10 protein-coding genes are annotated in these 18,186 nt (G+C 71.7%); 8 read left to right on the plus strand and 2 right to left on the minus strand.

Features of this window, described 5'->3' with window-relative positions; genetic code table 11:
- Positions 1–11 precede the first annotated feature (11 nt).
- The 6 genes from AC2CHG_RS14970 to AC2CHG_RS14995 all read left to right on the plus strand — a co-directional run bounded on the left by AC2CHG_RS14970 (position 12) and on the right by AC2CHG_RS14995 (position 12,349).
- On the plus strand, positions 12–1,388 hold the full coding sequence (locus AC2CHG_RS14970) for an ABC transporter substrate-binding protein (protein ID WP_402805869.1): 1,377 nt from the start codon (positions 12–14) through the stop codon (positions 1,386–1,388).
- A gap of 60 nt (positions 1,389–1,448) precedes the next feature.
- Positions 1,449–2,408, plus strand: coding sequence for a carbohydrate ABC transporter permease (locus AC2CHG_RS14975; RefSeq protein WP_484524954.1), 960 nt, complete (start codon positions 1,449–1,451; stop codon positions 2,406–2,408).
- A 3-nt stretch (positions 2,409–2,411) separates the two neighbouring features.
- The gene (locus tag AC2CHG_RS14980; RefSeq protein ID WP_484524955.1) at positions 2,412–3,299 is read left to right on the plus strand and encodes a carbohydrate ABC transporter permease; all 888 of its coding nucleotides are present in this window, start codon (positions 2,412–2,414) and stop codon (positions 3,297–3,299) included.
- 77 nt (positions 3,300–3,376) lie between these two features.
- The gene (locus tag AC2CHG_RS14985) at positions 3,377–5,002 is read left to right on the plus strand and encodes a glycoside hydrolase family 13 protein (protein WP_484524959.1); all 1,626 of its coding nucleotides are present in this window, start codon (positions 3,377–3,379) and stop codon (positions 5,000–5,002) included.
- A 115-nt stretch (positions 5,003–5,117) separates the two neighbouring features.
- Positions 5,118–7,970 carry a discoidin domain-containing protein gene (locus AC2CHG_RS14990; RefSeq protein WP_484524956.1) on the plus strand — a complete coding sequence of 951 codons (2,853 nt, stop codon included), beginning with the start codon at positions 5,118–5,120 and terminating at the stop codon, positions 7,968–7,970.
- 92 nt (positions 7,971–8,062) lie between these two features.
- Positions 8,063–12,349: a discoidin domain-containing protein gene (locus tag AC2CHG_RS14995; RefSeq protein ID WP_484524957.1), complete on the plus strand. Its 4,287-nt coding sequence runs from the start codon at positions 8,063–8,065 to the stop codon at positions 12,347–12,349.
- Between the two features lie 250 nt (positions 12,350–12,599).
- On the opposite strand, the gene AC2CHG_RS15000 is transcribed toward AC2CHG_RS14995, so the two are convergent.
- The gene (locus AC2CHG_RS15000) at positions 12,600–13,991 is read right to left on the minus strand and encodes an aminotransferase-like domain-containing protein (protein ID WP_484524958.1); all 1,392 of its coding nucleotides are present in this window, start codon (positions 13,989–13,991) and stop codon (positions 12,600–12,602) included.
- A gap of 40 nt (positions 13,992–14,031) precedes the next feature.
- Between AC2CHG_RS15000 and AC2CHG_RS15005 the strand changes: the two genes are divergently transcribed.
- Complete coding sequence (locus AC2CHG_RS15005; RefSeq protein WP_262016276.1) at positions 14,032–14,994, plus strand: DMT family transporter; 963 nt, start codon at positions 14,032–14,034, stop codon at positions 14,992–14,994.
- On the opposite strand, the gene AC2CHG_RS15010 is transcribed toward AC2CHG_RS15005, so the two are convergent.
- Positions 14,932–16,140 carry a hypothetical protein gene (locus AC2CHG_RS15010; RefSeq protein ID WP_357208776.1) on the minus strand — a complete coding sequence of 403 codons (1,209 nt, stop codon included), beginning with the start codon at positions 16,138–16,140 and terminating at the stop codon, positions 14,932–14,934. The two genes, AC2CHG_RS15005 and AC2CHG_RS15010, sit on opposite strands and share 63 nt — an antisense overlap.
- Positions 16,141–16,471: 331 nt before the next feature.
- On the opposite strand from AC2CHG_RS15010, the gene AC2CHG_RS15015 reads away from it, so the two are divergent.
- Positions 16,472–18,037, plus strand: coding sequence for a pectate lyase family protein (locus AC2CHG_RS15015; RefSeq protein WP_262016278.1), 1,566 nt, complete (start codon positions 16,472–16,474; stop codon positions 18,035–18,037).
- The last annotated feature ends 149 nt before the right edge of the window (positions 18,038–18,186 follow it).

An 18,186-nucleotide genomic window follows, 5' to 3' on the forward strand; every position in this document is an offset into this window, starting at 1 on the left:
GGGATGGACAGATGTCCGTACCGCAGTATCGGAAGGTCGCGGCCGTGGCGCTCGCGGCCGGCCTCGGGCTCAGCCTTGCGGCGTGCTCCACCAAGAGCGACGACAGCAGCGACGCCGGCGGCAAGGTCACCATCACCGTCGACTGCCAGCCGGTCGGCGCGCAGAAGGAACTGCTGAAGAACTGGAACGACGACGTCGCCGAGTTCCAGCGGCAGAACCCGGACATCGTCGTCAAGAGCGTCAGCGTAGGCGAGCAGTGCAACAACCCGCCGGACTTCACCGCCCGGCTCGCCGGCGGCACCGTCACCGACGTCTTCTACGGCTACATGACCGACCTGCAGCAGGTGCTGGACTCCGGCCAGGCGATGGACATCGGCCAGTACGTCACAAAGGACACCATCCCCACCTGGGACAGCGTCGACCCGGCGCTCAAGGAGGTGTTCACCGACGGCGGCAAGCTCTACGCCGTACCGGTGAAGAACTACTCGATGGGCCTGATCTACAACAAGGCGCTGTTCCAGCGGGCCGGGCTCGACGTGAACAACCCGCCGAAGACCTGGCCCGAGGTGCGGGCCGCGGCCAAGAAGATCTCCGCGCTCGGCGACGGCATCGCCGGGTACGCCGAGTACAGCGCCGGCAACACCGGCGGCTGGCACTTCACCTCGCTGCTCTACTCCCAGGGCGGCCAGGTGCTCAGCGCCGACGGCAAGAAGGCCGACTTCAACAACGCGACGGGCAAGCAGGTCCTGCAGAACCTCAAGGACATGCGCTACGGCGACAACAGCATGGGCAGCCGGCAGTTGCTCCAGTGGGGTGACCTGCTCACCAACGCCGGCGCCGGCAAGGTCGGCATGTTCATCGGCGCGCCCGACGCGACCCAGGCGATCGTCAGCCAGTTCCAGGGCAAGTATCAGGACTGGGCGATGGGCCCGCTGCCCGGCCAGGACGGGCAGGCCAAGGCCACGCTCGGCGGCGGTGAGGGCTACTTCTTCAAGAAGGGCCTGAGCCCCGAGCAGGTCAAGGCTGGTCTGAAGTGGCTCGCCTACCAGAAGCTGACCCCTGGTAAGGGCCAGTTCGACTACGTGCGCGCCAAGCCGCAGAACTACCCGGTCGGCCTGCCCCAGCCGCTGCTGTTCACGAACGGCAGCGACGCCCAGAAGCAGGAGTTGGAGCTGCGCAAGGCCAACGCGAACGTGGACACGACCAACTTCGCGGTCTTCGAGGCCAACCCGGTGCCGATCAAGGGCGAGCCGCGCAACGCCCAGGCGATCTACGCGGTGCTCGACGCCGCGATGTCCGGGGTGCTGACCAACCCGAACGCGAACATCGACGCGCTGCTCAAGACCGCCGAGGACAAGGTCAACCAGCTGCTGGCCACGCAGAGCTGACCCGACCGGAGGTGGGGCCGGCGCACCGGCCCCACCTCCCCGAGCACCGCAGGAGTCGCCTTGGCGCTCACCACCGCCCCCGGCGCCACCCGCCGTCCCGGTCCCGTCGCGCCGACGCCGTCGCGTACCGCCGGGCGCCGCGCCGGCCTCGGCCGCAAGGTCCGGGACAACCTCACCGGGCACGCGTTCCTCATCGGCGCTGTCGTCTGCTTCGCCGTCTTCTCCTGGTACCCGATGGTCCGCGGCGTCGTGATGAGCTTCCAGCGCACCCGCCGGGGCGAGACCACCTGGGTGGGCTGGGACAACTACAGCCGGATCATCGCCGATCCGAGCTTCTGGACCGCCTGGAAGAACACGTTCGTCTTCACCGGCCTGGCGCTGGGGCTCGGCTACCTGGTGCCGTTCTTCGTGGCGATCCTGCTCAACGAGCTGCGCCACGCCAAGGGCTACCTGCGGGTGCTCGTCTACCTGCCGGTGATGCTGCCGCCGGCCTCAGCGCTGTTCCTGTTCAAGTTCTACGCGTACGACCCGAGCGAGGCGGGGCTGTTCAACGCGATCCTCACCGCGCTGGGACTGCCCACGTCGGAGTGGATGCAGTCACAGTCGATGACGATGCCCGCCATGGTGATCGCGTCGACCTGGATGAACATGGGCGGCGCCGTGCTGATCTACCTGGCCGCGTTGCAGAACATCCCCGGCGAGCTGTACGAGGCCGCCGAGATCGACGGCGCCGGGGTGTGGCGGCGGATCCTGCACGTGACCGTGCCGCAGACCCGGCTGATCCTGGCGCTGCTGGCGATGCTCCAGATCGTGGCCACCATGCAGCTGTTCATCGAGCCGCTGATCCTCGCCAACGGCGCCGGTACGCAGGACTCGGCGACCTCCGTGGCGTACCTGATCTACCAGCACGGGTTCTTCCAGAACGACCTCAACGGCGCCGCCGCGCTCGGCGTGATCATGCTGGTGGTGCTGGCCGGGTTCTCCGCCGTCTACCTGCGACTCACCGCGAGACAGGACTAGGACATGGCCGCCGACAGCACCACCCGTACCCTCGTCTCCCACGCCCAGCTGCGGCGCGGTCGCGGCCGCGTCCTCTACTGGGTCGTGCTCTCCGTGGTCGTGGCCGGGTTCACGCTGGTGTTCCTCGGCCCGCTGTACTGGATGGTCACCGGCGCGCTGAAGTCCGGCCAGGAGATCGCCCAGACGCCGCCGACGCTGTTCCCGCGCGACCCGCAGCCGGGCAACTACGTCGACGCCTGGACCAACCTGGACCTGGCGAAGCTGCTGTTCAACACGTTCTACTACGCGGCCGGGGCGGTGCTGTTCCAGCTCGTCCTCGACACCGCCGCCGCGTACGCGTTGTCGAAGCTGCGCCCGGTGCTGGGCAGGCTGATCCTCGGCATGATGCTGGCGACGCTGATGATCCCGGCGATGGTGCTGATCGTCCCGCAGTACGTCACGGTGATCGACCTGCCGATCGTGCACGTCAACCTGCTCGACTCGCCGTTCGCGATCTGGCTGCCGCTGGTGGCGAACGCGTTCAACATCTTCCTGCTGAAACGGTTCTTCGACTCCATCCCGGAGGACCTGATGGCCGCCGCCGTGATGGACGGCGCCTCCCCGCTGCGCACGCTCTGGTCCATCGTCCTGCCGATGTCCCGACCGATCCTCGGCGTGGTGGCGATCTTCGCGGTGACGGCGGTCTGGAAGGACTTCCTCTGGCCGAAGCTGGTCATGCCGTCGCCGGAGACGCGAACCGTCAGCGTCGGCATCTACGCCTTCGCCGGTGGCACCCCGATGAACGTGGTCATCGCCGCGTCGGTGATCGCCGCCATCCCCACCGTCGTGCTGTTCCTGATCTTCCAGCGCAACATCATGTCCGGCCTGACCACCGGCGGCCTCAAGGGCTGACCGGGCCGCCGCACGGCCGCCGCCGGCCGAACCCGCCAGCGCAGAACCGAACCCGCAGAAAGCAGGTGCCCGTGTCCATGGCCGACAACAGCCCGTGGTGGCGCTCCGCGGTGATCTACCAGGTCTATCCGCGCAGCTTCGCCGACGGCGACGGCGACGGGATCGGCGACGTCGCCGGCATCCGGTCCCGCCTGGACCACCTCGCCGCGCTCGGCGTCGACGCGATCTGGTTCAGCCCCTGGTACCCGTCGCCGATGGCCGACGCCGGCTACGACGTGTCCGACTACCGCGACATCGACCCGGTCTTCGGCACCCTCGCCGAGGTGGAGACGCTGATCGCGGAGGCGCACGCGCTCGGCATCCGCAGCATCGTCGACGTGGTACCGAACCACTGCTCCGACGCGCACCAGTGGTTCCGGGCCGCGCTCGCCGGCGGCCCGGGCGCGCCCGAGCGGGACCTGTTCTGGTTCCGTCCCGGCCGGGGACCCGGCGGTGACCTGCCGCCCACCGACTGGACCGGCGAGTTCGGCGGACCGACCTGGACCCGCACCACCGACCCGGACGGCACCCCCGGCGACTGGTACCTGCACCTGTTCGCACCGCAGCAACCCGACTTCAACTGGGACCACCCCCGGGTCCGCGCCGAGTTCGAGGACATCCTGCGCTTCTGGTTCGAGCGGGGCGTGGACGGCATCCGCATCGACTCGGCCGGGCTGCTCGTCAAGGACGGCACGCTGCCGGAGGTCCACCCGGACCGGCCGCACCCGTTCCGGGACCAGGACGGCGTGCACGACGTGTACCGCGCCTGGCGGCGCATCGCCGACTCGTACCCGGGCGGGCGGGCGCTGGTCGGAGAGGTGTGGCTGCCCGACCGGCAGCGGTTCGCGAACTACCTGCGCCCGGACGAGTTGCACACCGCGTTCAACTTCGACTTCCTCGGCTGCGCCTGGGACGCCAGAGCGCTGCGGGAGAGCATCGACGGCACGCTCGCCGCGCACGTCCCGGTCGGCGCCCCGGCCACCTGGGTGCTGTCCAACCACGACGTCACCCGCCACGTCACCCGGTACGGCCGCGCCGACACCCGGTTCAGCTTCGCCGCCAAACGCGAGGGCATCCCCACCGACCTGGAACTGGGCACCCGCCGGGCTCGCGCCGCCGCGCTGCTGTCCCTCGCGCTGCCCGGCGCCGCCTACGTCTACCAGGGCGAGGAGCTGGGGCTCTGGGAGGTCGAGGACATCCCGTACGAGCTGCGGCAGGACCCGATGTGGGAGCGGTCCGGGCGGGTCGACCCGGGCCGCGACGGCTGCCGGGTGCCGCTGCCCTGGCAGGGCGACACCCCGCCGTTCGGGTTCAGCCCCGACGGCGCGACCGCCGCACCGTGGCTGCCGCAACCGGCGGACTGGAAGGACCGCACGGTCCGCGCCCAGACCGGTGACCCGCACTCGATGCTGGAGCTGTACCGGGCCGCGCTGACGCTGCGCCGCGCCGAACCCGCGCTCGGCGACGGCACGCTCACCTGGCTGCCCGCACCGGACGGCGCGCTCGCGTTCGCCCGCGAACCCGGCTTCACCTGCCTGGTCAACCTCGGCGGCGCAGCCGTGCCGCTGCCCGCGCACGACCGGCTGCTGCTGGCCAGCGGCCCACTCGACGACGACCGGCTGCCACCGGACACCGCGGTCTGGCTGCGTACCCGATCGGTCTGACCGCGGCGCCGGCGGCCCGTCCCGGCCGCCACCGCGCGACACACCTGGGGAGGAGGAAGGAGAGGCAACGCCGCGCACGGGGGATCTGGCCACCGACGAAAGGGAGACACCCCGCATGGCCGAGCACCGCACCGCGCACCGCCACCGCAGCACCGGCGTGGCCGCCCTCGCCGCCGCCACGCTCGCCGCCTCGACACTCGTCGTGGCGCTGACCACGACCGCCACCCCGGCGCACGCCGCCGGACTGTCCCCGTTCGACATCACCGGACGCGGCGCCACGGTGCCGTTCCGCGAGCAGGAGGCCGAGCAGGCCGCCCACACCGGCACGAAGATCGGCCCCGACCGGCGCTACGGCACGCTGCCGTCCGAGGCGTCCGGCCGGGAGGCGGTCACGCTCGACGCGGTCGGCGAGTACGTCGAGTTCACGCTCACCGCCCCGGCCGACGCGGTCACGTTCCGGTACAGCCTGCCCGACAACGCCGCCGGCACCGGCCGCGACGCCACCATCGACCTGCGCGCCAACGGCACGCTGGTCAAGGCGGTGCCGGTCACCTCCCGGTACGGCTGGTACTACGGCGGCTACCCGTTCAACAACAACCCGGGCGACACCAACCCGCACCACTTCTACGACGAGACCCGGACCATGTTCGGCACCACGTACCCGGCGGGCACGAAGATCCGCCTCCAGGTCTCCTCGACCGCCCAGTCACCCACGTTCACCATCGACCTGGCCGACTTCGAGCTGGTCGGCGCGCAGATCACCAAGCCGTCCGGCGTGCTGGACGTGGTGACCGACTTCGGCGCCGACCCGACCGGCGCCACCGACTCGACGGCGAGGTTCCAGGCCGCGGTGGACGCCGGCAAGGCGCAGGGCCGGGCGGTGTGGATCCCGGCCGGCACGTTCACGCTCTGGGACCACGTGGTGGTCAACGGCGTGACACTGCGCGGCGCCGGCCCCTGGTACTCGGTGCTCGGCGGCCGGCACCCCACCGACCGCAAACGCGCCGCCGGCATCTACGGCAAGTACGTGCCGGGCGGCGGCTACTCCGGCGAGATCCGCCCGCACGAGGCCGGCGGGCCCAGCCGCAACGTCATGCTGCGGGACTTCGCCATCATCGGCGACATCCGGGAACGCGTCGACGAGGACCAGGTGAACGCCATCGGCGGCGCGATGACGAACTCGGTGGTGGACAACCTGTGGTTGCAGCACACCAAGGTCGGCGCCTGGATGGACGGGCCGATGGACGACTTCACCATCCGCAACAGCCGCATCCTCGACCAGACCGCCGACGGGGTGAACTTCCATTGGGGCGTCACCAACTCGACGGTGACGAACACGTTCGTCCGCAACACCGGTGACGACGCGCTGGCCATGTGGGCGCAGAGCGTGCCGAACGTCGGCAACTCCTTCACCCGCAACACCATCGGCGTGACGATCCTGGCCAACCACCTGGTCACGTACGGCGGGCGGGACATCACCATCGCCGACAACGTCACCGCCGACTCGGTCACCAACGGCGGTGGCATCCACGTGGCGAACCGCTATCCGGGCGTCACCGGGCCGACCGCCGTGGCCGGCACGATCACGGTGGCCCGCAACACGCTGATCCGTAACGGCAACTCCGACTACAACTGGCAGTTCGGCGTGGGCGCGATATGGTTCTCCGCGCTCAACGAGCCGATCCAGGGTGCCGCGATCAACATCACCGACACCGACATCCTGGACAGCTCGTATGCGGCGCTGCACTGGATCGAGGGGCAGACCAGCGGCATCTCGTTCGACAACGTGCGCATCGAGGGCGCGGGCACGTACGCCCTCCAGGTGCAGGCGCCCAGCCAGGTCCGGTTCACGAACGTGCGCGCCACCGGCATCGCCCAGGCCAACCCGATCCACAACTGCGTCGGCAGCGGCTTTCAGATCACCCAGGGCGCCGGCAACTCCGGCTGGTACACGCCCACCCCGTACTGCGGGCCGTGGCCGCAGCCGCAGTGGGGCAACGGCCCGTCCAGCCCGCCGCCCACCAGCCCGGCGCCGACCACGGCCCCGCCGACCACCGCGCCGCCGACCACGCCGCCGCCGGCCGGCGGGAACCTGGCCCTGGGCCGGCCGGCGACCGCCACCAGCACCACCCAGACGTACGCCGCCGGCAACGCCGTCGACGGCAACCCGGCCAGCTACTGGGAGAGCGCCAACAACGCGTTCCCGCAGTCGCTCACCGTCGACCTCGGCGCGTCCCGCACCGTCGACCGGGTGGTGCTGAAGCTCCCGCCCGGCTGGGAACGGCGTACCCAGACGCTGTCGGTGCTCGGCTCTGCCGACGGCTCCTCGTACAGCACACTCGCCGCGTCGGCGGGCCGCGTGTTCGACCCGGCCGCCGGCAACACCGTGTCGATCGCGCTGCCGTCCGGCGACCGGCGGTTCGTCCGGGTCACAGTCACCGGCAACACCGGCTGGCCGGCGGGCCAGCTCGCCGAACTGGAGGTGTACGGCGGCGGCACCACCACACCGCCGCCTGCCACGACTGCGCCGCCCACCACCGCGCCCCCGGCCGGCAACCTGGCGGCGGGCCGGCCGGTCGCCGAGACCAGCCACGCCGACGTGTACGGCGCCGCGAACACCGTCGACGGCAACGCGAACACCTACTGGGAGAGCGCCGGCAACGCCTTCCCCCAGTCGGTGACAGTCGACCTGGGCAGCGCCCGGCCGGTCGCCCGGGTGGTGCTGAAGCTGCCCCCGTCGGCGGCCTGGCAGACCCGCACCCAGACCGTGGCGGTGCTCGGCTCCACCGACGGCTCGTCGTTCGCGACGCTCAAGGCGGCGGCGGGCTACACGTTCGACCCGGCGGGCGGCAACAGCGTGTCGATCGCGCTGCCCGCCGGTGACCGCCGCTTCGTGCGGCTGACAGTCACCGGCAACACCGGCTGGCCGGCCGGCCAGCTGTCCGAGTTCGAGGTGTACGCCTCCTGACCCGGCGCGACGGGGACCATCCCCGCCGCCCCACCGCACCCCCACCCCCGAACGCCTCTCCACCTCCCCCGGGAAGAAGGTGTCCGTCCACCATGTCCAGACTCCGTACCGGAATCGTCGCGGTGCTCGCCGCGGTCGGCCTGGTCGTCACCGCGGCCCCGGCCCCACCGGCCCTCGCCGCCGGCGGCCCGAACCTCGCCGCCGGGCGCACCGCCACCGCCAGCAGCGTCAACGGCCCCTACGTCGCGGCCAACCTGACCGACGGCAACCAGGGCAGCTACTGGGAGAGCAGCGGCGCGCTGCCCCAGTGGGCACAGGTCGACCTCGGCACCAGCCGCGCCGTCGACCAGGTCGTGCTGAAGCTCCCTGCTGCCTGGGAGGCGCGTACCCAGACGCTGTCCGTGCAGGCCAGCGCCGACGGCAGCGGCTTCACCACTGTCGTCGCGCCCGCCGCCCGCACGTTCAGCCCGGCCGCCGCCAACACCGTGACGCTCGGCTTCACCGCCACCGACGCCCGCTACCTGCGGGTCGTGATCACCGCGAACACCGGCTGGGCCGCCGCGCAGCTCGCCGAACTGGAGGCGTACGGCGCGGCCACCTCCTCGACCAACCTGGCGCTCGGCCGGACCATGACCGAGAGCGGTCACGCCGACGTGTACGGCGCGGGCAACGCCAACGACGGCAACGCGGCCACCTACTGGGAGAGCCCGAACAACGCGTTCCCGCAGTGGATCCAGGCCGACCTGGGCGCCGCCACCAGCGTCAACCGGCTGGTGCTGCGGCTGCCGTCCGGCTGGGGCGCGCGCACCCAGACGATCACCGTGCAGGGCAGCACGAACGGCTCCACCTTCGGCACGCTCGTCGGGTCCGCGTCGTACGCGTTCGACCCGGGCGGCGGCAACACCGTGACGGTCACCGTGCCCACCGCGTCGACGCGGTACGTGCGGCTGCTGTTCACCGCGAACAGCGCCTGGCCCGCTGGGCAGCTCGGCGAGCTGGAGGTCTACGGCCCGGTCACCGGCGACACCCAGGCGCCGAGCGCGCCCGGCAACCTCGCGTTCACCGAGCCCGCCACCGACCAGGTGCGGCTGACCTGGACCGCGTCCACCGACAACGTCGGCGTCACCGGCTACGACGTGTACGCCAACGGCGTGCTGCGCACCACCGTCGGCGACAGCACGCTGACGTACACCGACACCCAGCCGGCCGGGACGACCGTCTCCTACTACGTGCGGGCGCGGGACGCGGCCGGGAACGTGTCGGCGAACAGCAACACGGTCACCCGGACCGGCAACACCGGGGACACGGTCGCGCCCACCGCGCCCGGCAACCTGGCCTACACCCAGCCGGCGAGCGGGCAGATCCGGCTGACCTGGACCGCGTCCACGGACAACGTGGGCGTCACCGGCTACGAGGTGTACGCCAACGGCGCGCTGCGCACCACAGTCGGCGGGTCCACGCTCACCTGGACCGACAGCCAGCCGGACAGCGCCACCGTCTCGTACCACGTGCGGGCCCGCGACGCCGCCGGGAACGTGTCCGCGAACAGCAACACCGTCACCCGCACCGGCAGCGGCACCGGCGGCACCAACCTGGCGGTCGGCAAGCCCGCCACCGCGTCGTCGATGGTGCACGTGTTCGCCGCCGCCAACGCCGTCGACAACGACGTCACCACGTACTGGGAGGGCGCGCCCGGCGCGTACCCGAGCACGCTCACCGTCGCGCTCGGCGCCAACGCGAGCATCAGCGCCGTCGTGGTGAAGCTGAACCCGGACCCGGCGTGGGGCGCGCGCACCCAGACGTTCCAGGTCCTCGGCCGGGAGCAGTCCGCGTCCGGGTTCACCAGCCTGGCCGGCTCCGCCACGTACTCCTTCAACCCGAACAGCGCGAACACGGTGACCGTCCCGGTGTCCGCGACCGCCGCCGACGTGCGGCTCCAGTTCACCGCGAACTCCGGCTCCTCGAACGGGCAGGTCGCCGAACTCCAGGTCATCGGTGTTCCGGCACCGAACCCGGACCTCACCGTCACGGCCGTCACCGCGTCGCCGTCCGCGCCGGTGGAGACCGACGCGATCACGCTGTCCGCCACCGTGCGCAACGCCGGCACCGCGGCCTCCGCCGCCACCGCCGTCACCCTCTACCTGGGTACGACGAAGGTCGGCACCGCCGCCGTCGGCGCGCTCGCCGCGGGCGCGTCGAGCACCGTCTCGGCGGGCATCGGCGTACGCGACGCCGGCAGCTACCAGGTCACCGCGACTGTCGACGAGCAGAACGCGGTGATCGAGCAGAACGAGGCGAACAACTCCTACACCAGCCCGACCCCGTTGACCGTCAGCCCGGTCGCCAGCTCCGACCTGGTCGCCTCCGCCGTCACCTGGTCACCCGGCACGCCGAGCGCCGGCGCGAGCGTCTCCTTCGCGGTGACGCTGCGCAACCAGGGCACCATCGCGTCGGCGAGCGGCGCGCACGGCATCACGCTCACCGTGCGCGACCAGTCCGGCGCGGTGGTCCGCACGCTCACCGGTTCGTACAGCGGCACGATCGCGGCCGGGGCCACCGCCGGACCGGTGTCGCTCGGCACCTGGACCGCCGTGAACGGCCGGTACACGGTGCGGGTGGTGCTCGCCGACGACGCCAACGAGCTGCCGGTGAAGCGGCAGAACAACACCAGCGACCGGGCGCTGTTCGTCGGCCGCGGGGCGAACCTGCCGTACGACGCCTACGAGGCGGAGGACGGCGCGACCGGCGGCGGCGCGCAGGTGATCGGCCCGAACCGCACCATCGGCGACCTGGCCGGGGAGGCGTCCGGCCGCCGCGCGGTCACGCTCAACACCACCGGCGCGTACGTCGAGTGGACCACCCGTTCGGCGGCCAACGCCCTGGTCGCCCGCTTCTCCATCCCGGACGCGCCGGGCGGCGGCGGGATCGACTCGACGATCAACGTGTACGTCAACGGTGTGCTGCACAAGCCGATGAGCCTCACCTCGAAGCACATCTTGCTCTACGGCGCCGAGGCCGGGCCGAGCGACTCGCCGAGCGCCGGCGCGCCCCGGCACCTGTACGACGAGGCGAACGTACTGCTCGACACCACGGTCCCGGCCGGTAGCCGGATCCGGCTCCAGAAGGACCCGGCGAACACCACCACGTATGCGATCGACTTCGTCGACACCGAACTGGTGTCGCCGCGCGCCAACCCCGACCCGGCCCGCTACAAGGTGCCCACCGGGTTCAGCCACGCCGACGTGCAGAACGCGCTGGACGCGGTCCGGATGGACACCACCGGCACCCTGGTCGGCGTCTACCTGCCCGCCGGCACGTACGAGACGGCGCAGAAGTTCCAGGTGTACGGCAAGGCGGTGCAGGTCGTCGGCGCTGGCATGTGGTTCACCCGGTTCCAGACGCCGCGCAACCAGCAGAACACCGACGCCGGTTTCCGGGTCGAGCCCTCGGCCAGCGGCTCGACGTTCGCCCACCTGGCGTTCTTCGGCAACTACACCAACCGGATCGACGGGCCCGGCAAGGTGTGGGGCGAGTTGAAGGACGTGGACGACCTGACGCTGGACAGCGTCTGGGTGGAGCACACCGTCTGCGCGTACTGGGGGGTGAGCGTGGACGGGCTGACCATCCGGGACAGCCGGTTCCGCAACACCTTCGCCGACGCGGTGAACATGACGAACGGCAGCACGAACAACCTGGTCACCAACTCGGAGGGCCGGTCCAACGGCGACGACGCGTTCGCGTTGTTCTCCGCCACCGACCAGGGTGGCTCAGGCGGCAACCACGGCAACGTGTTCGAGAACCTGACCGCCACGCTGACCTGGCGGGCGGCAGGGCTGGCGGTGTACGGCGGCTACGACAACGTGTTCCGCAACCTGTACATCGCCGACCAGCTCACGTACTCGGGCATCACGATCAGCTCGCTGGACTTCGGCTACCCGTTCGTCGGGTTCGGCGCCAGCCCGCCCACCCGGTTCGAGAACATCTCCCTGATCCGGTCCGGCGGGCACTTCTGGGGCGCGCAGACGTTCCCGGCGATGTGGTTGTTCTCCGCGTCCAAGGAGTTCCGCGGCATCCGGGTGACCGACGTGGACATCGTCGATCCGACGTACTCGGGGATCATGTTCCAGACCAAGTACAACGGCAGCCAGCCGGAGAACCCGATCACCGACACGGTGCTGACGAACGTGTCGATCTCGGGTGCGCGGCGCAGCGGTGACGCGTTCGACGCGAAGTCCGGCTTCGGCATCTGGGTCAACGAGATGCCCGAGGCGGGTCAGGGCCCCGCGGTCGGCGCGGCGACGTTCACCAACCTCCGCCTGACCGACAACGCCCAGGACATCAAGAACACCACAACAACCTTCACCATCACCCGCAACTAACCCCGACCCCCACCCCCGCCACGCCCCCTCCCACCCCCGCGATCTTGCACTTTCGGCCCCCGTGATGCCGGATTACTCCTGGTACGAGGGGCACCAAACTGCAAGATCGCGGGGCGGGGCAGGGCGGGGGCCGGGCGGGGCCGAACGCCGATCTTGGAGTTGTGGCACCTCTGATAGCGGGCGAAGCCGACAAGATGTGGCACCACAAGTCCAAGATCGACGGCGGTGTGAGCCGTCGCCGTCGCCGTGGTCAGTGGGGGAGGGTGGTGGAGAGGCGGCGGATGGCCTCGTCCATCTGGTCGGGCCGGGCGGCGGCGTACGTCAGGCGCAGGTGGGGGGCGGGGGGTTCTGCCGCGTACCAGGGGCGGCCGGGGAAGACGGTCACCCCCGCTGCCGCGGCCGCAGTGGTCACCGCTACGTCGTCGGTGTTGTCGGGCAGGCGTACCCACAGGTGCAGGCCACCGCGGGGGACGTCGCGCGGGGCCAGCGACGGCAGGTGCCGGTCCAGCGCGGCGAGCAGCGCCTCCCGGCGGGCGCGCAGCTGTACGCGCAGGCTGCGGCGGTGCCGGTCCCAGGCCGGCGCGCTGAGGAATTCGACTGTGGCCTGTTGCAGCGGCCCGGCCACGAAGAGGTCGTCGAGCAGGCGGGTGGCGCGCAGCCGTGCCCCGGCCGGTCCGCGCGCGCCGATCGCGGCGATGCGCAGGCCGGGTGCTGTGGACTTGGTGAGCGAGCGCAGGTAGACGACGTGTCCGTCCGGGTCGTCGGCGGCCAGTGGCGGCGGGGCCTCGCCGTCGATGGCGAGGTCGCGGGCGTAGTCGTCCTCGACCAGGAACGCCCCGGCCTCGCGCACCGCCTCCGCCACCTCGCCACGCCGGGCGGCGGACAGGGTCGCGCCGTGCGGGTTGGCGTACAAGGGCTGGCAGTAGAACAGGCGGGCGCCGGTGCGGGCGAACGCGGCGGCGAGCTGGTCGGGGCGTACCCCGTCGGTGTCGGCGGGGACGGGCACCACCCGCAGCCCGGCGGCGCGCGCGGCGGCGAGCGCGCCCAGGTAGGTGGGGGACTCGACCAGGATCGTGTCGCCGGGGACGGTGAGCGCCCGCAGCGTGGAGGAGAGCGCGGCCTGCCCGCCCGGGCAGATCACCATGTCCTCGGCGCGCAGGCCGCCACCCGCCTCGCGGGCGAACCAGGCGCGCAGGTCGGTGCGTCCCTCGACCGGGCCGCGCTGCCAGGCGGCCGGCTGCCGGGACGCCCGGGCGAGCGCCGCACCGAGCGCGGCGGCCGGCTGGAGGTCCGGGTCCAGGTAGCCGCCGGTCAGCGGGATCGCGCCCGACGGCGGTAGCGCCAGCAGCGCCTGCATCTCCTCCTCGCCGCCCCGCCGCGAGCCGAGCGCGACTGTCTGCCACGACAGGTCCGCCCGCGGTGGGTCGGCTCGGCGGGCCGCCACGTACGCGCCGCGGCCCGGACGTGTCTCGACCAGGCCGTCCGCGACGAGCCGCCGGGTCGCCTCGGCGACCGTGACGGGGGAGACGTGATGGTGCGCGGTCAGCTCCCGTACCGACGGCAGCCGTGTGCCGGGCGCGGCGTCCGCCGCCAGCGCACCCAGATGCCGGACCACACGGTCGATAGCGCTACCATCGTTCATGACGGAACAGAGTAGCGCTACTGCCCCGACGACGGTAACGGTGAGACCGGGCGCCGGGATCGCCCTCGGCGCGCTGGGCGTACTGGCCTTCAGCATGTCGCTGCCGGCCACCCGCGTCGCGGTGCACACACTCGACCCCTGGTTCGTCGCGTTCGGACGGGCGGTCGGCGCGGCGCTGCTCGCGTGGGCCTACCTGCGGCTGACCGGTGCGCCGCGCCCCACCCGGGACCAGTGGCGACGGCTGTCGATCGTCGCGCTCGGCGTCGTGGTCGGCTTCCCGCTGTTCACCTCGCTCGCGCTCACCACACAGACATCAGCGCACGGCGCCGTGGTCGTCACCGTGCTGCCCGCCATGACCGCCGTGTTCGCGGTGCTGCGTGCCGGTGAACGGCCGCCGCCGCTGTTCTGGCTCGCCGGTGCCGCCGGCCTGGCGCTGGTGCTCGCGTTCCTCGCCGCGAGCGGCTCGATGCGCGGCGCGCTGTCGGCCGCCGACCTGTTCCTGCTCGCCGCCGTGGTGCTCTGCGGACTCGGGTACGCCGAGGGCGGCCGGCTGGCCCGCGAACTCGGCGGTGCCCGGACGATCTGCTGGGCGTTGCTGCTGTCGCTCCCGGTCACCGTGCCGGTCACGGCGGTGGCCGCACTCGTCCACCCGCCGCGGGGCGGCGTCGTCGCCTGGACCGGGTTCGGCTACCTCACAGTGGTGTCGATGTTCCTGGGCTTCTTCGCCTGGTACGCCGGGCTGGCCCGGGGCGGCATCGCCAAGGTGGGGCAGATCCAGCTCGTCCAGCCGGTGCTCACGCTGATCTGGTCGGCGGTGCTGCTCGGGGAGGCGGTCACGCCCGGCGCGCTGGTGGTGGCGGGCGCGGTGCTGGCCTGCGTCGTGCTCATCCAGCGCACCCGGGGCGGCGCGGTGCCGGCGCACGCCCCGGGCGGGTCGTCCTCAGCAGGGCGCGATCGTGCCCGTCACGCTGGAGACGTACGCGTGGCTGACGAAGTGTCCTGACGCGAGGCGGTTCCACTGGCTGGTGGTCCGGTACGGGCCGCTGACCGACTGGCCGGTGACCGAGCACTCGATCGGCACGTTGGCGTACGTGGCGGCCAGGCCGACGACGGGGTTGCTCGTGCTCGGACCGGAGCGGATGTTGAGCGGGCCGCTGCCGATCCGGCCCCGGGTGCCGGTGCCGGTCCAGAGGTAGGCGACGTCGACCCAGGCGTTGTCGGTGAGCAGCAGACCGTCCCAGAACGTGCCGTCGGCGAGGTCGATGCCGGCTGGGCTGCCCACCACGCGCCCGAACTGGTCCCGGCCGCCGTTGTAGCCGTTCTGGTACGCGGCCTGCGCCTCGGGCCGGCCCTGCGGCAGGTCCTTCCACATCTCCCGGACACCGCTCGGGTTCCAGTAGTCGTCCCTGGTGTTCCACGGTCCGATGTCCCAGACCGGCGCGTACTCGCAGCGGCTTCGGGTGGTGGTGCAGACCCGGACGGTGTAGTCGCCGGTGTTCTTCGGCGCGAGCCCGCGGGCCGACGGCAGCGCGACGAAGTGGTCCCGCGAGACGATCACGTGCCCGTTGGCGGTGGTGCCGCCGACCAGGCCCTCGCGGGTGGCGTACACCCGGTAGGTGAGGCCCGGGGTGGCGGCCGTGACGGCGGCGACCGAGTCGGCGACGAGCCGGACCCCGCGCACGGTGGGCGCGGTGGACGGCCGCTCGGCGGTGAGAGCCACCCGGATCTGCACCCGGGTGACCGGCTGGTCGAAGACGGCCGCGCCGGAGACGGACCGCCACTCGGTCCACGCGCCCGATCGCCAGCCGCGTGCCGCCACCTCGACGGCGCCGGTGCCGGTGGTCGCGTCGACGTCGGCCCGGACCCGGTTGGCCGGCGCGGCGAGCGGGTGGGGCGCGGTGACGAGCATGCCCCCGGCCGTCTGCCGGCGCTGGGCGGCCGGCCGGCTCGCCGTGCCGGCGAGGCGCAGCCCGGCGTCCGTCCAGCGGACGTCGACGTCGTCGGCGTCGACGACGGTGAGGTCGGCGGTCCACGCGTTGCCGGTGGCGGCGGGTTCCGCCGGGGGTGCGGCGGCCGCCGGGGAGACGGCCAGGACGGCGGCGAGCGCGCCGGTGACCGCGGCCAGCGGGGTCCTGCGGGGATGGGTCATGGCGCTCCTCGTGGGGGCGGAAGTAGACGAATATCAATCTCCGGGGTGAGGTGCAGGCAACCACCGATCGCATGTCCCGTCAAGGAGGCGTCCGCGGCCTCCGGCCGCCCGGAGTAGTGCAAAAAACCTGCAAACGCCAGCTCTTGCCTTCTTGGAAAGCGCTTTCATACGATTGCGTTACATCGATGTTTCATGTGCGGGCCGGGCATCGCAGATGAACCACATTCGCCGGCGGCGCGCCTGATCGCGTCGCGGCTCCGCATTATTCCCATTCGGTGACTGCCGCTGCTCGGCGGCAATTCCCGCATGCTCGAAAAAGGAATGAGGCGACATGAGAAGAACAGTCGCGCTGCGACTCCACGCGGCACTGGCCACGGCGGTCGTCGGTATCGCCGTCGCCGTGGTGCTGCCGTCCCCACAGGCGTCGGCGGCGGCCGGCAGCGCCACCGGCTACGCCACCCAGAACGGCGGCACCACCGGCGGCGCGGGCGGGCAGACCGTACGCGCCACCACCGGCACCGCCATCCACGCCGCGCTCTGCGGCCGGGCCAGCAGCAGCACCCCGATCACCATCGAGGTGACCGGGACCATCAACCACGGCAACACCAGCAAGGTCTCCGGATCGAGCTGCAACACCGCGGACGGCGTGATCGAGCTGAAGCAGATCAGCAACGTCACCATCATCGGCGTGGGCAGCGGCGCTGTCTTCGACCAGCTCGGCATCCACATCCGCGACTCGCGCAACATCATCATCCGGAACGTGACGGTGCGCAACGTCAAGAAGTCGGGCTCGCCCACCTCCAACGGCGGCGACGCGATCGGCATGGAGAGCAGCGTCCGCAACGTGTGGGTCGACCACGTCACGCTGGAGGCGTCCGGCGGGGAGTCGGAGGGCTACGACGGCCTGTTCGACATGAAGGACGACACCCAGTACGTGACGCTGTCGTACAGCATCCTGCGCAACTCCGGCCGGGGTGGCCTGATCGGATCGAGTGAGAGCGACCGCGGCAACGGCTACATCACGTTCGAGCACAACCTGTACGAGAACATCGACTCCCGTACGCCGCTGCTGCGCGGCGGCATCGCCCACATGTTCAACAACCACTACAACGGGCTGCACGAGTCGGGCATCAACTCCCGGGCCGGGGCGCGGGCCAAGGTGGACAGCAACTACTTCCGCAACTCCAAGGACGTGCTCGGCACGTTCTACACCAGCGAGCGCGGCACCTGGCAGGTCAGCGGCAACATCTTCGACAACGTGACCTGGTCCTCGCCGGGCAGCGACAACTACCCGGCGGGGCCGAACGTGACCTCGACGACCACCGTGAGCGTCCCGTACTCGTACCGGCTCGACGCGGCGAGCTGCGTGCCGGACATCGTGCGGCAGACTGCGGGCGCCAACACCGGCCTGCGGGTGTCCGACGGCAACTGCACGCCGCAGTCGCCGGCGCCGACCACGCCGGGGCCGACCACGCCCGCCCCCACCACGCCGCCGCCGGGGACGACCACCCCGCCGCCGTCCGGTGGGACCAACCTGAGCCTCGTCTCCGGCGCCGGCGCGGACGGGTCCAGCAAGGCCGACGGCACCAGCTACGGCAACGTGCGCGACGGCAACCTGAGCACCTACTGGTCGCCGTCCGGGTCGACCGGCACCGTCTCGATCAAGTGGGGCTCGGCCACCACCGTGTCCCGCGTGGTCATCCGCGAGCCGTCCGGCACCTCGGGCTCGATCGGGTCGTGGCAGCTCGTCAACAACGACACCGGCGCGGTGCTCGCCTCCGGCAGCGGGGCCGGCCAGATCACCTTCGGCGCGACCTCGCTGAAGAAGATCAACTTCAAGATCAACAGCTCCGGCGGTACGCCGAGGGTCGGCGAGTTCGAGACGTACGCCAGCTAGCAGTCACACACGAGCGGGGGCGGCCGATCCGGCCGCCCCCGCCCCTGTGCGTGTCCCCGGATGCTCCTATAGAAGTCAAGGGGTGTTGAGGGTGGTGAAGTCAGCGAGGAGGGCGGTGTGGACCTCGCGGACGATGTAGCGCTTGAGGC

Source organism: Micromonospora sp. ATLC20 (genome assembly GCF_057196585.1).